A 14,250-nucleotide genomic window follows, 5' to 3' on the forward strand; every position below is an offset into this window, starting at 1 on the left:
CACCATGCCCCGCCCGATCATCCTCCCGCTCGCCGAGAACTACCGCCACGGCGAGCACATCGCTGCGCACTGCCACGACCGCGCGCAGCTGATCCACGCCATCAGCGGCGTGATCACGGTCACTGCCCGGGAGGGCAGCTGGGTGGTGCCGCCCGGGCGTGGGGTATGGGTGCCAGCGGCCAGCGAGCATGAGTTGCGGATGGCCGGCGTGGTTCGCATGCGCACCCTGTTCGTCGACGCTGATGCGCGCCCGGACCTGCCGCGCCAGTGCCAGGTGATCGAGATCTCGCCGCTGCTGCGCGAGCTGATCATCCGGGCCATGGACATAGCGCCCGATCACCCGCCCCATGGGCGCGAGGCGCGGATCATGCACCTGATCCTCGACGAGATCCGCGTGTTGCCGGTGGCCGCCCTGCATGTGCCCAGCCCACGCTCGCCGGCCTTGCAGGCGCTGTGCGAGGCGCTGCGCCTGGCCCCGGCAGAATACTGGAGCCTGGCCCGGGCGGCGGCGCACTGTGGGCTCAATGCCCGCACCCTGACCCGCGCGTTCCAGCGCGAGACTGGCCTGAGCCTGGTGCAGTGGCTGCGGCGCATGCGCCTGCTGGCCGGGCTGGATGCGCTGGCGGCCGGGCAATCGGTGCTGACGGTGGCGCTGGACCAGGGCTACGACAGCCCCAGCGCGTTCAGTGCGATGTTCCGGCGCACGCTGGGGGTTTCGCCGTCGGTCTACTTCGGCCGGGGCGGCGAGGCGGGCTAGTCTTTTTGCGGTGTGCCGAACAACCCGGTCCAGTAGATCCCGGCGTCGCTTTTCGGGTCTGTTGCGTAGGCTGCGCCGAGGTCGCGGAAGTCCGGGTTCATCAGGGTGGCGCAATGCCCGGGGCTGGCCAGCCAGCCATCGACCACCTTGCGCACGGTATCGCTGCCGGCGGCGATGTTCTCGCCAATCTGCTGGTAGCTGTACCCGGCCAGTTCGGCGCGGTCGCCCGGTGTGCGGTCGTCGCGGTCGATGTGGTCGAAGAAGTTCTGGTTGGCCATGTTGCGCGTGTGGTTGGCGGCGGCGCCGGCCAGCACGGTGTTCCAGCTCAAGGCGGGTGCGGCGGGGAAGGGCTGGCCACCGCACTGGCGCGGTACGCCGCGTGCGGCGTTGATCGCCTGCAGCAGCTTCTGCCCTTCGGCCTGCCAGTCACCCAGGCGCCCGCTGAGCAACGGCCGGGCGAGCACGATGCGCCAGTCGCGGCCCTCCTGGCTCACGCCGATGTCGACGAACTGCGGGTCGAGCACCACCTGGCAGAAGCTTTCTTCGATGGCTTTCATTGCCGCCTTCGCGTCGCGTGGTCCGGACAGGCTGATGGCCTGCACGTTGACCATGGGGTAGGCGGCGCGGCTCATGGCCTGCTGCAGGTCGCGGGTGCCTTCCGGCGACAGGGCCAGGCGGGTGTCGCTGTTGAGCGGCGGCAGCTCCAGCGAGGCTTCGCCGCCACAGCGCTGGGGCTGGCTGCGGTAGACGTTGATCGTATCGATCAGTTGCGCTTCTTCGCCGGTGATGGCCTGGGCGCCGGTCGAGGCGAGCAGGCCCAGCGACAGGCCGAAGAGGCAGGCAACGGATGGGACGCGCATGTGGATCTCCCTGTACTGGCAGCGTCTGCTTGTGCGCTGCCCATCCTACACAAGCGCAGGGCTTTTGGCCCGAGGATGTGCAGGGTTGTGAACCCTCGATCACTCGATGAGATAGGGCAAAAGAGGCAGTAGACCGCCGGTCGGCAAGAAAGTGCGATCCTTTGGTAATAATTCCCGTTGTCGACTAGAAACAGTACTCAGTAACCCTATGCTTCTCATCCGCCAGGAAGGCGCAGACCCTCAGACCGGGAGCCTTCCATGGCGCATTCCTGCCCGTATCAATCGACCCTGCTGGCCCTGTGCTGTTCCGTTGCCGTGGGTGCCCATGGCGCCGACGGCGCCATCGTGCTCGACCCCACCGCCATCAATGCCGAAGCCGCCAAGGCACCAGCCAACCAGTTGCCCGAGGCCTTCGCTGGCGGCCAGGTGGCGCGTGGCGGGCAGATGGGCGTGCTGGGCAACCAGGACATGATGGACGTGCCCTTCATCCTGACCAGCTACACCTCGCAGCTGATCGAGGAGCAGCAGGCCGAGGACATTGGCGACGTGCTGCTCAATGACCCCTCGGTGCGCCAGTCGTTCGGCTTTGGCAACCAGTCGCAGGTCTTCGTCATCCGTGGCCTGCCGCTCAACGGTGACGACGTGGCATTCAACGGCCTGTACGGCGTGCTGCCACGGCAGATGATCTCGACCGATGCGCTGGAGCGGGTCGAGGTGTTCAAGGGCCCCAACGCCTTCCTCAATGGTGCCAGCCCCACGGGCACTGGCCTGGGCGGCAACGTCAACCTGCAGCCCAAGCGTGCCGGCGACACCCCGACCCGGCGTTACACCCAGGACATCAGCAGCGATGGCCGCCTCGGCGAGCACCTGGACATCGGCCAGCGCTTTGGTGAAGACAACCGTTTCGGTGTACGCCTGAACCTGTCGCAGCGCGAGGGCGAGACGGCGGTCGACGATCAGGACCAGCGCAGCAAGCTGTTCGTCGCCGGGCTGGACTACCGCGGGGACAGGCTGCGCATTGCCGGCGACTTCGGTTACCAGAAGCAGCGGGTGAACCACATGCGCAACTCGGTGCGCCTCGGCGCCGGGCTCAGCGACATTCCCCATGCCCCCGACGCCAGCCACAACTATGGCCAGGACTGGGCCTGGACCGAGACCGAGGACACCTTCGGCATGGTCCGCGGCGACTATGACTTCAACGACAACTGGAGCGGTTACCTGGCCGGTGGTATCAAGCACACCCACGAGAACGGCTTCTACGGTACGCCGATCCTCAACGACGCGGCTACGGGCGATGCGACCATCGGCGGCTCGAAAATCCCCCACAACGAAGACAACAGCACCGTCATGGGCGGCATCAACGGCCGCTTCGAGACCGGCCCGGTAAGCCACCAGCTGAACCTGGGGGCCGCGAGCATCTGGACTCAGCAGGAAAACGCCTTCGTCTTCTACAACTCGCAGGACACCAACATCTACCACACCGACCCACTGCCCAAACCGACCACCCCGACCTTCATCGGCGGCAAGCTGGACGACCCCGGGGTGACCGGCAAGACCCGTAACCGCAGCCTCGCGCTGTCCGACACCCTGGGCCTGTTCGACGACAGCCTGTTGCTGACCGTCGGCGTGCGGCGCCAGCAGCTGCGGGTCGAGGGCTATGCCTATGACGGCCCTGGCCCGGATACCGGGCGCAATGCGTTCTATGATGAAGCGGTCACCACGCCGGTGTATGGCATCGTCTACAAGCTCAACCCGTCGATCTCGCTGTACGCCAACCGCATCGAAGGGCTGGCCCAGGGCGCCACGGCCTCGGGGCAGGTGATCAACGCGGGTGAAGTGTTCCCACCCGCCAAGACCAAGCAGGTGGAGGCCGGGGTCAAGCTCGACTACCAGCGCTTCGGCGCCAACCTGGCGGTGTTTCGCATCGAGCGGCCCACCGACGGCTTTGTCGAAGGCAATGTGTTCGTCCAGGATGGCGAGCAGGTCAACAAGGGCCTGGAGCTGAGTGTGTTCGGCGAGCCGGTGCCCGGCTTGCGCCTGATGGCTGGCGGCACGCGTATGGATACCGAACTCAAGAAGACCCAGGGCGGCAACAACGACGGCAACCACGCGGTCGGGGTGCCGACCTTCCAGCTCAATGCCAGTGTCGACTGGGATGTGCCAGGGCTCGAGGGCGTGGCACTCAATGCGCGGATGCTGCGCACCGGTGGACAGTACGCCAACCCTGGCAACACCTTGAGCCTGCCGACCTGGAACCGCTTCGACGTCGGTGCGCGCTATCGCTTCAAGCTGCTGGAGAAGGCGCTGACGTTGCGGGTGAACGTGGAGAACCTGACCGACAAGAACTACTGGGCGTCGGCCAATGGCGGCTACCTGACCCAGGGTGATCCGCGCCTGGTGAAGTTCTCCGGGACGATTGATTTCTAGTCTCCGGACCAACGCCAGCTGTGGCGGCAACTGTCTTGCTGTAAAAGCGCAGTACATGTGGGAGCGGGTTTACCCGCGAAAGCATCGATGGCTTCACCATCGCATTCGCGGGTAAACCCGCTCCCACAAATACAAGTTCATCGGCGCCATCGGCTAGCGCGCCAGTGCCTGGTTCGGTTTGTAGAACAGGAAGTGCGTGGTTTGTGCCGTCTTGCGGTAAGTCTTGGCCCAGTCGGGATGCACGGTGCGGTCATGGAAGTACAGCGCACCGCCTGTAGGGTCCTTGAGCTGCTGGTTCAGGGCCTTGCGCGCGATCTCCTTGGCCACCCCATAGCGTTCTTCCTCCTCTACCTGATCCGGGCGCCCGTCGCACCACCAGGAGAACTGGCAGCTCTTGCTCTCCACCCCTTGCTTGACCACGCCGCAGATGGTGTTCGGGAAACCGTCATGGCCCAGGCGGTTGAGCACCACGCTGGCCACCGCGCTCATGTCTTCGCTGTCGGCGCCCTTGGCTTCCCAGTAGATGGTGCGGGCCAGGCAGGTGATGCTGTCGTCCATCGGGGCCTGGCCAGCCGGGTCGACCGCCTGCACTTCGGTGGGGGTGATGGTTTCGGCTTTTTTCGGTGGCGGCGCGTCCTCCACCACCTTTTCCTCCAGCACCTGCGCCTTGTCTTCGGCGACGGCGGCCTTCTGGCTGTCGGCGGCGGTGAGCGGGCCTGCAAGCAGGGTCAGCGACAAGCCAAGCAGCATCCACGAAAGGCGCATGGTCGAGGTTCCGAGTGGTGGGGCTGATCACAGTCTAGCCGGGCGGACTCAACTCAGCGTCAGGCTCAGCACCAGCGGCAGGGTGAGGGCGGCGGCCATGGTCTGCAGGGCGATGATGGTGGCCATCAGCGGTGCGTTGCCGCCCATCTGCCGGGCCATTACATAGGACGACGAGGCGGTCGGCAGGGCCTGGAACAGCACCGCCACCACCGCCGCCTGGCCGCCGAGGCCGAGCAGCCGGCACAGGCCCCAGGTGGTCAGCGGCATGACCAGGAACTTGAACAGCGAGGCCGCCAGCAAAGGTTTCACCTGCTGGCCCAGGCGCGCGCCGCCAAGGGCCGCGCCGACGCACAGCAGGCCCAGCGGCAGGGCGGCCTGGCCGAGCGCCTTGACGGTCGGCTCCAGCCCCACGGGCAAACCCAGGCCACTCACCCGCAGCAGCAGGCCACCGGCGCAGCCGACGATCAAGGGGTTGGCGAAGATCGCCTTGAGCACCGTGGCCGGCGAGCTGTGGCGCGCGCTGAAGCGGGCGAACACCAGTACACAGAGCAGATTGACCAGCGGCACGATGGCCGCGTTGGCCACCGCCGCCAGGGCGATCCCGGCACTGCCGTAGATCCCGGCGGCCAAGGTGGCGCCGATGTAGTTGTTGAAGCGCACGCCGCCCTGGAACACCGAGGTGAAGTCGGCGCCGTCATGGCTGGCTGCGCCCTGGTACAGCACCAGCAGCAGGGCGCCGAGCAGGGTCGAGAGCATCAGCACGCCGACCATGCCCAGTACCGGCACGCCGTCGAGGTTGGCGGTGGCCAGGCCGTGCAGGAACAGCGACGGCAGCAGCACGTAGTAGCTGAGGCGCTCGGCGCCGGGCCAGAAGGTTTCGGCGAGAAAACCGCGCACCCGCAGCCAGGTGCCCAGGGCGATGAGCAGGATGATCGGGACGAGGGTAGTCAGCAGCAGGTGGAGCATGGTCGGCAGTCCGTGGTCGGGTACCGGCACAGGGTAGCGGAGGGGAGTGAGCAGAAAAAACGCTGTTTTCTGCAGTGACCGTTGAGAAAAACTGCATCGACCCTTACGGCGTGGGAGCAACTGCGCGAGCCCTGTGGGAGCGGGTTCACCCGCGAACACGGGCTTAGCCCGTGCCAGGCACCGAGGTGTCATCTTCGCGGGTAAACCCGCTCCCACAGGTACTGGGCAATCCTGGGGAATGCACGGGCCCTGTGGGAGCAGGCTTGCCCCGCGATTGGCCGGCAACCGGGTTTAGCGCCGATCGCGTGGCAAGTCGTAGCGGCGCACCGCCGTTCCCACAACGCCTCGCTCAAACGTCCATGGCTGTCTTCAACACCGCACTCAAATGCCGCCGCTGGCTTTTCTCATGTTCCAGCAACACCACGCGCCGGGTCAGCTGCGGCTCGCCGAACGGCTGCACACTGGCCGGCGGCAGGCGCTCGAGGTCGTCGTCGCTCATGGGGATGACCGCCACCCCCAGGCCCATGGCCGCCATGCGTGCCAGGGCCTCCTGGCTGTCCAGTTCCATCTGTTCGCTGACCTGCAGGCGCTGGCGGCGCAGCTCCTGCTCGATCTGCCGGCCGGCCCAGGCGCGCTTGTCGAAACGCAGGAACGGTTGGCTGGCGAGCAGCGCCGGCACGCTTTGCCCGGCAAGTTCGGGGCTTGCGATGGCCCAGAAACGGTCCTCGAACAGCGGCGTGAATTGCAGGCTCTGCGGGTAGGGGCTGACCGGCTCGGTGGTGATCGCCGCATCCAGTTCGCCGTCCTCGACGCGCCGCGCCAGCTCCGCCGACATGCCCGATACCACGCTGATATGCAGTTGCGGATGGTGCGCCTTGATCCACACCAAGGCCCGCGGCAGGCGCCGCGCCAGTACGGTATGGATCGCGCCGATGCGCAGGCGGCCACGCAGGCTGGGGCCGCTGGCGAGGGTGTCGGCCAGTTCGTCATAGGCGGCGAGGATGCTCTCGGCGCGGGCCACGGCCAGTTGCCCGGCCTCGGTCAGCACGACTTGCCGGCGGCTGCGGTCGAACAGGGTGACCTGCAGTTCGTCTTCCAGGGTCTTGATGTGCAGGCTCACCGCAGAGGGCGTGAGGCTGAGCAGGTCGGCGGCGCGGGCGAAGGTGCCGTGGCGGGCGATGGTCACCAGGGTGCGCAGGGCTTTGAGGGACACGCGGGAACTCCGGGGTGCGGGGCAATGAGCAGCGGGCACGATACTGCAATAGCAGCCTCAACGCCCAGCACGCCCATACGCCTGGCTGATCCGATCGATCACCATCGCCAGGGCGACGATCGCCAGGCCCGCCTCGACGCCCTGGCCGACGTTCAGTGTCTGGATACCGGCCAGCACGTCCTCGCCCAGCCCGCGGGCGCCGATCATCGAGGCTACCACCACCATCGACAGCGCCATCATCACCGACTGGTTGAGCCCGGCCATGATGCTCGGCAGCGCCAGCGGCAGGGCGATGCGCCGCAAGCGCTGCCAGCGGCCGGCGCCCAGGCCGTGAGCGGCCTGCAGCAATGACGGGTCGATCTGAGCCAGGCCCAGGTGGGTCAGGCGTACCAGCGGCGGCAGGGCGTAGATCAGGGTGGCGAACACCGCCGGCACCTTGCCCAAGCCGAACAGCATCAATACCGGGATCAGGTAGACGAAGGCGGGCAGGGTCTGCATGACGTCGAGCACCGGCAGCAGCAGGCGCCGGGCCAGCGGGCGGGTAGCCAGCAGGATGCCCAGCGGCACCCCGATCAGCACGCACAGGCCGGTGCTCACCAGTACCAGGGCGAGGGTCTGCAGCAGCTTGTCCCACAGTCCCAGCACTCCGATCAGCATCAGCAGCCCGGTCAGGGCCACGGCGCGCAGCAGGCTGCGGCTGGCGTGCCAGGCCAGCAGCCCGACCAGCAGCAACAGCAGCCACCAGGGCAGCAGGCGCAGCAGGCTTTCCAGGCCGACCAGCAGTTGCAGCAACTGCTCGGAGACGCCGCGCAACTGATCGCCGTAGTGCAGCACCAGCCAGTCGACCAGGTGGTTGATCGAGGGCGCGAAGGAGAGTTGCAGGGCTTCGGGGAAGCCGCCGCTCACAGGCCGGCCCCGACCTTGGCGGCCTTGTCGGCGGGCAGCCAGGCCTTCCAAACCTCGGGGTGTTCGCGCAGGAAGGTGAGGGCCGCCTCACGTGGTTTCTGGCGGGCTTCACTCATGTGGGCGAGGGTTTTGTTCAGGATGTCGATGGGCAGGTCGACTTTTTCGAACACGGCCACCAGGTCCGGGTACTGGTCATGGAAGGCCTTGGAAACGCCGATCGATAACTTCGCCGGCAGCGAGCGGCTGCCTTGTGGGTTGGGGTTGTTGGCATCGGTCAGGGTGGCCCAGGCCGCCGCATCGAACGCCGGTTCCTCCAGCTGCACGAGTTCATAACGCCCCATCAGCGGGGTCGGGCTCCAGTAGTAGAACAGCACCGGCTGGCCACGGCGGATCGCCGAGGCGATCTCGGCGTCGAGGGCTGCGCCGGTGCCGCTGCGGAAGTTGTTGTATAGGGTGTCCAGGCCATAGGCCTTGAGCTTCTGGCTGTTGACTGTCTCGGAGGTCCAGCCACTGGGGCTGTTGAGGAAACGGCCCTTGTCCGGCACCTCAGGGTCGCGGAACACCTGTGGGTAGCGCTTGAGGTCGGCAACATTTCGCAGGTCCGGGGCCAATGGCTTCAGGCCACGTGAGGGGTCGCCCTTGATCACGTAGGCCGGCACCCACCAGCCTTCCTCGGCGTTTTTTACCGTATCACCCAGGGCGAACACCTGGCCGGCCTGTTCGGCTTTGACCCAGGCGGGGCTGCGCCCGGCCCATTCCTCGGCGATCACCTGCAGATCGTTGCGTGCCAGCGCCACTTCCATGCTCACCGTGCTGCCGGGCAGGGTGTCGGTGGGGTAGTCATAACCCCGTTCGACGACCAGGCGCAGGATCTCGGTGGTGAGTGCGCCGCTTTCCCAACCGATGGCGCCGAAGTGGATCGGGGCCGCTGGTTCGGTCGAAGCGGCGGAGTCGGCGGTGGCCAGGCCGAAGGCCAGGAGCAGGCCGGCCATCAGGACAGGGAGTTTGTTCATCGACGCCTCAGGGTGTCTGACTCGGGTGCGGGCAAGTGTAGACGAGCCCTGCAGGCTGCCAGGGAAGGGCAGCAGGCTGGGGCCGGGGCTGTTTTCGGCAAACAATGGTGCCTGACTCGCACCCCTCCCGTTGAAGGATCAACCGATGAACCTGGCTTTGCATTTCGTCTATTACCGCAACTTCCGTTTCGACGGCAGGTTTCATGTCCGCTGTCAGGGCGAGGACCTGAACAAGGTCGCCCGCATTCGTTACGAACTGCATCGTGTGACGGCCGAGGGTACGACGTTGCTGGCAGGCGTTTCGGCGCGGTCGTACGCACGTACCGGATCGTTGGCCGACCAGGGCTGCCCGGCCAGCCTGCTGACCTCGGCCCGAGCAGGTCGCTACCGGATCACCCCAAGGGTCATCTTGCTGGAGCAGGTGGCACAGGCAATGGGCCACCCTGTGGGGCCGGACGGTGTGATCGATCTGCCGGCATTGATCATCGATATCCACGAGGACGAACTGGGCAGGCGGATCCTCGACAAGATGCCGCTGCGCGAGACACGCCAGCGCAGCAGGCGCGCCGTTGCCCTGCCAGTCGATGCGGCACAGTTGGATGACCCCTATGGCCAGACCTTGTCGGCGTTGCCTGCGGTTGGCCCCGGTGAGCGCTATCCATCCCTGCTGATCAAGTTCAGCGACGCGGGCCTGGAGCGACTGCTGCAAGACATGCGACCTGGTGCGGACAGCGTCCTGTCGCGGCAATGGCCGAACCTGGCGGCAGTCATCGTCCTGCGGCCGGTGCTTGAGCCTGCGGATCAGCGTGATGAACGGCTGGCTGCGCTGCATCCCTATTGCTGGATGGAGCAGCCTGCCAGCATGACCGGCGATACCTATCTTGCCCTGCTCAAGACTTTCGCCGCGCTGGACTGTGTCGAGTCGCTGCAGTGGGCGCCACCTGCGCCTGACGCGCCGTATGTGCTGCTGGGGGCGTCGGCGTTGCTGGCGACGCTGGTGACCGGCGGCGCGGTGGTGCTAGGCAATCAGGCGCAGGAAAATGCTCAGCCAACGCCAGATTTTGAAGCAGGCCAGACCTACCTCGATGAGCCTGGGCCGTGATGGCAGGGCCTTAACGTGCGCAGGGCCTGGGCCGGCCAGGTGACGGGGAAGGGCGCGCGAATCCATTTTTCCGACGGCGGGCTGTTCCCCAACCACGAGGACCTGCGTGGCAACACTGGCCTCAAGATTGTCAGCTCGACGCCCAATGACGATCCCGAGCACGGTACGGCCTCGGCAGGGGTCATGCTGGCCACGCGCAATGGCTTTGGGGTGAGCGGAATCGCCCATGATTGTGAACTGTACCTGCATGACAATCGCGCCAACGATGTTGATGGCAATTGGCTGACTCTCAAGCAGCTGTTACGTCAGGTGCAGCCGGGCGATGTCGTCGGGATCAACCGGCAGACCGCCAGCCCGCAAGTGTTGGCCACCATGCTGCCGTCGTTGCATGACCGGCCGTGGTGGGATGTGATGCAGGCACTGAGCCGTCGCGGTGCCGTGGTGGTCAATGCCGCCGCCAATGGCAGTTCGGCTACCTTGAGCGACAAGGGCACGGTGAGCGGCTATGGCGTCGATCTGGCCCACTGGCGCCACTTCGCCGACCACGGCGATGCCGGCTGCATTCTGGTCGGCGCCTGCCAGTCCTGGGACGGCAAGCCGCACCAATACTCCAATTTCAATTATCGCCACCGCATGCTCAACGCCTGGGGTGACAGCGTGGCCACCCTGGGCTATGGCAACCTCCAGGACAAGTCCGGCCATGACCGGGACTACACCGACACCTACGCGGGTACGTCCTCGGCGACGCCCTTGGTGGCGGGTGCCCTGGCGCTGATCCAGTCGTATGCCATCGAGCAGCATCACATCTACCTGGATGGCGATCAGATGCACCTGCTGGTCTCGGCCTCGGGTTATCGGGACGCAACGCTGCCGGGCACCGATGTGCTTCCCATGGGGCATCGGCCGGACGTGCATGGCGCGCTGGTGCTGCTCGACCGCCTGCTCGGCGGTGGCCGTTTCCATTCGCCAAGGGACGAACTGTGAGCCGCACAGCTTTCAGGCTGCTGACCTGTCATTTCTGCCAGTAGTGTGACGGGTGCGCTATCCCTGGGGTTTGTACAAAAAGTTGCCGAGCGGCGATTAGGCAAGGCGAAAACTGGCGAGCAACGGAAGGAGTCGCGCTCGACTTTACGTGTTGTAAGTGAGCATTCCGACCGCGCTGGTGCACCCGCCTGTTTTCAACGCAGCATGATCGTCGCGCAGGCACTTTTCGTTCAACGCCTGGCGTGGCCCGCCGGTACTGCCCCCTTCCAGTCCTGATGCTGCTTGGCATGGCTGTTCAACGACTGGCTGACCTGCGCTGACGCGGGTCGTGCGCATCCATGACCCTGAGCTGCACGGGGAATGTTTGCAGGCTGCAATACTTGCCATCGTCTCCCCAGAATCGATCATTCATCCGGCATGCCCGAACATGCTATTCGCTCAACTGGAAAAACAAGGTTCTAAGGATGGATGATCTAAGTTTTGTGCATTATCGCAACTTTCAATTTGATGGCTTGTTGTTCGTGCGTTGCGTGGGCGCCGATCTCGGCAAGGTCAAGAGCATCCGCTACGTATTGCGATCGGTCATCGACGGGCGGCCCCGGCGGCTCGAGGACAGGACGGTTACGGGCCAGGCCAGCAGCGGTCAGCTGGAGGACTATGGTTGCCCCGCCACGTTTAGTGTGGCGGTCTCGGCTGGTACCTACTCGGTAACGCCAACGGTGACCTGGTTGGACGGCACTGGGGAGCGGACGCAGGCGTTCGCTGCATTGATGTTCGATATCAAGGCCACAGAAGCGACGCGGCGCTTGCTCGATAATGTGCCGCTGGAGCCTGTACTGAGTCGGCGCGAACGCAGCATCGAGAACAAAGCGCATAACTTGCCGATTCTGGAAGATGAAGCCCTGCAAGGGCACCCTGAAATCAACTCCGGCCCTGCACTGGGCCCGCTGCTGTTGGCATTTGCCGAAGGTGGCGCGGAACGATTCGCGGCGGATATGGAGCCTTCGTCGGGATCTCATCTGGCGAAGCTGTGGCCCAAGCTGGGGGACGTCATCAAATGGCAGCCTGTGCTTGACGCCGATGAGCGAGACGACCAGGCATTGGCCGTGCTGGCGCCGTATTACCGTATCGAGCAACCCGACAGCATGCTCAACGATACCTTTGTCGCCCTGGGCAGGACCCTTGCCTCGCTGGATTACGTGCTCAGCGTGCAGCTTCTGCCGAAGGGGGCAGAGTCGCCAGGCTGGGCACTGGCTGCCGCCGGTTTGCTGGCGACCCTGTTTACCGGAGGCGCTGTGGTGCTGGGTAACAGAGCGAATGAAAATGCAAGTCCGACGCCAGACTTCGAGGCGCTGCAAACCTATCTGGACGAGCCCGGTACGACAACAAAAGGCCTCAACATTCGCAAGGCCTGGGAGCGGAAGGTTACAGGCAAGGGGATTCGCACCCACCTGACCGATGGTGGCCTGAACAAGGATCACGAGGACCTGCCTGGTGTCGCGCAGATTCATGTGGTCGTGGCCGGGCCCAATGACGATCCGGTGCATGGCACCGCCGCAGCGGGGCTTTTGGTTGCGAAGGCCAACGGCTTTGGTACAACCGGTATCGCCCATGGCGCGCAGCTGTACGTTTACCCCAACCAGAGTGCCAACTCGCAGGCGCTCAAGGCACTGCTGCGTCTGGTGCTGCCGGGCGATGTCGTGGCCTTTAACCGGGAGGTCGAGGCCACGGGCATTCCAGGTACTCGGTTGCCAACTCTTCACTCCCAGTTGTGGTGGCAAGTTATCCGAGAACTCAACGCGCGAGGCGCGGTGGTGGTTTGCGCCGCCGGCAACGGCCACAAGGCAGACAACACGGCTGTTGGAGCAGTCAAGGGGCGTGGTGTCGACCTTTCGGCCTGGCGTCACTTCGACAATCATGGCGATGCTGGCGCCATTGTGGTTGGCGCTTGCCAGTCATGGTCTGGCAAGCCCAGCGAGTGGTCGAATTTCCATTACCCGTACCGGATGCTCAACGGTTGGGGGGATGGTGTCGTGACGTTAGGTGCGATTCACGACAGGGACTTGCAGGACAAGTCCGGAACAGACCGTGACTACACCGACTTCTACAACGGTACATCGGCGGCGACGCCGATGGTCGCGGGTGCGTTAAGCCTGATCCAGTCCTATGCCATCGAGCGGCACCATGTCTACCTCAATGGCGACCAGATGCACCTGCTGGTGATGAAGTCCGGCTATGAGGACGCCACGCTGCCTGGCGAGACGAGGTTGCCGATGGGGGCCAGGCCGAACGTCGAGGGTGCCATGGCGTTGCTCGACACCCTATTGGTCAGTGGTCAACCTGGGAAAGACGAGTTGTAGCATTGCGGGGCCAGCCTGCGGGCGCACCAAGGTGCGCCCGCAAACCTTGGGCTCACACCCGGAATTGATCCATCAATCCCTGTTGCTGGTTGGCCAGGCTGTTCAGCGACTGGCTGACCCGCGCCGATTCGTTGGCCTGGCCCGACAGCGACTCGGTGACGTCGCGGATGGTGGCGACGTTGCTGTTGATCTCTTCGGCCACCGCGCTCTGTTCTTCGGCAGCGCTGGCGATCTGCAGGTTCATGTCGGTAATCACCGTCACCGCCTGGCCGATGCGCTGCAACGCGGTGGCCGCCTGGCCGACCTGCTCGACACCGCCCTGGGCCTGGCGATGGCTGCTGTTCATGGCACCGACCACATCGCGGGTACCGGCCTGCAGCGCCTCGATCACCTGGCGGGTCTCTTCCACCGACTCCTGGGTACGACGGGCGAGGTTGCGCACTTCATCGGCGACCACCGCAAAACCACGCCCGGCTTCACCGGCTCGGGCTGCTTCGATGGCGGCGTTGAGCGCCAGCAGGTTGGTCTGCTCGGCGATCGAGCGGATCACTTCCAGTACCGAGCCGATCTTCTCGCTGTTCTGCGCCAGGCCTTCGACCTCGGCCATGGCGCTGCTCATGTCGGCGGCCAGGGTGTCGATGCTGGTGGTGGTGCGGTCGATCACCGCCAGGCCTTCGCGGGTGGCCTGGTCGGCGTCGCGAGCGGCCTGGGCGGCCTGGGCCGCGCTGCGGGCGACGTCCTGGGCGGTGGCGCTCATCTCGTGGGAGGCGGTGGCCACCTGGTCCACCTGGCGGTACTGCTGCTCCATGCCGGCGCTGGTCTGCGTGGCGATGGCCGCGGACTGGTCGGCGGTACCGCGGGCGGCCTGCACCGAGCGTTTCACTTCGGCGATGGTCG

Annotated in this window: 12 protein-coding genes; 5 read left to right on the forward strand and 7 right to left on the reverse strand. The window is 65.5% G+C overall.

Annotated features, from left to right (window positions below; all coding sequences use genetic code 11):
• The first annotated feature begins 4 nt into the window (after positions 1-4).
• Positions 5-757: a helix-turn-helix transcriptional regulator gene (locus tag RTH46_RS12105; protein ID WP_316905766.1), complete on the forward strand. Its 753-nt coding sequence runs from the start codon at positions 5-7 to the stop codon at positions 755-757.
• Here the strand turns inward: RTH46_RS12105 and RTH46_RS12110 are convergent.
• Positions 754-1,617 carry a CAP domain-containing protein gene (locus RTH46_RS12110; protein ID WP_153789238.1) on the reverse strand — a complete coding sequence of 288 codons (864 nt, stop codon included), beginning with the start codon at positions 1,615-1,617 and terminating at the stop codon, positions 754-756. The two genes, RTH46_RS12105 and RTH46_RS12110, sit on opposite strands and share 4 nt — an antisense overlap.
• 258 nt (positions 1,618-1,875) lie before the next feature.
• Between RTH46_RS12110 and RTH46_RS12115 the strand changes: the two genes are divergently transcribed.
• The gene (locus RTH46_RS12115) at positions 1,876-4,044 is read left to right on the forward strand and encodes a TonB-dependent siderophore receptor (protein WP_316905767.1); all 2,169 of its coding nucleotides are present in this window, start codon (positions 1,876-1,878) and stop codon (positions 4,042-4,044) included.
• Positions 4,045-4,197: 153 nt separating this feature from the next.
• Here RTH46_RS12115 and RTH46_RS12120 read toward each other — a convergent pair whose 3' ends face one another.
• The 5 genes from RTH46_RS12120 to RTH46_RS12140 all read right to left on the reverse strand — a co-directional run bounded on the left by RTH46_RS12120 (position 4,198) and on the right by RTH46_RS12140 (position 8,907).
• Positions 4,198-4,809, reverse strand: a complete 612-nt coding sequence (locus RTH46_RS12120) for a cell wall hydrolase (RefSeq protein WP_153789240.1) — start codon at positions 4,807-4,809, stop codon at positions 4,198-4,200.
• Between the two features lie 48 nt (positions 4,810-4,857).
• Entirely contained in the window at positions 4,858-5,775 is a 918-nt protein-coding gene (locus tag RTH46_RS12125; protein ID WP_153789241.1) for an AEC family transporter, read from the reverse strand.
• A 349-nt stretch (positions 5,776-6,124) separates the two neighbouring features.
• Positions 6,125-6,988 (reverse strand): LysR family transcriptional regulator, encoded by an 864-nt coding sequence (locus RTH46_RS12130; protein ID WP_153788637.1) that lies wholly within the window; start codon positions 6,986-6,988, stop codon positions 6,125-6,127.
• 57 nt (positions 6,989-7,045) lie between these two features.
• The gene (locus tag RTH46_RS12135; protein WP_153788638.1) at positions 7,046-7,894 is read right to left on the reverse strand and encodes an ABC transporter permease; all 849 of its coding nucleotides are present in this window, start codon (positions 7,892-7,894) and stop codon (positions 7,046-7,048) included.
• Positions 7,891-8,907, reverse strand: a complete 1,017-nt coding sequence (locus tag RTH46_RS12140) for an ABC transporter substrate-binding protein (RefSeq protein WP_153788639.1) — start codon at positions 8,905-8,907, stop codon at positions 7,891-7,893. The genes RTH46_RS12135 and RTH46_RS12140 overlap by 4 nt, the downstream gene beginning before the upstream one ends.
• Before the next feature lie 145 nt (positions 8,908-9,052).
• On the opposite strand from RTH46_RS12140, the gene RTH46_RS12145 reads away from it, so the two are divergent.
• From RTH46_RS12145 to RTH46_RS12155, 3 genes are all read left to right on the forward strand, one after another.
• A complete protein-coding gene (locus tag RTH46_RS12145; protein WP_316905768.1) occupies positions 9,053-10,009 on the forward strand; it encodes a hypothetical protein in 957 nt (318 codons plus the stop codon).
• A 15-nt stretch (positions 10,010-10,024) separates the two neighbouring features.
• A complete protein-coding gene (locus RTH46_RS12150; protein ID WP_316905769.1) occupies positions 10,025-10,993 on the forward strand; it encodes a S8 family serine peptidase in 969 nt (322 codons plus the stop codon).
• A 464-nt stretch (positions 10,994-11,457) separates the two neighbouring features.
• Positions 11,458-13,353 (forward strand): S8 family serine peptidase, encoded by a 1,896-nt coding sequence (locus RTH46_RS12155; RefSeq protein WP_316905770.1) that lies wholly within the window; start codon positions 11,458-11,460, stop codon positions 13,351-13,353.
• Positions 13,354-13,405: 52 nt separating this feature from the next.
• On the opposite strand, the gene RTH46_RS26295 is transcribed toward RTH46_RS12155, so the two are convergent.
• Entirely contained in the window at positions 13,406-14,161 is a 756-nt protein-coding gene (locus RTH46_RS26295) for a methyl-accepting chemotaxis protein (RefSeq protein ID WP_371923751.1), read from the reverse strand.
• Positions 14,162-14,250: the final 89 nt, after the last annotated feature.

The organism is Pseudomonas sp. zfem004, assembly GCF_032621715.1.
Taxonomy (GTDB): Bacteria; Pseudomonadota; Gammaproteobacteria; order Pseudomonadales; family Pseudomonadaceae; genus Aquipseudomonas; species Aquipseudomonas sichuanensis.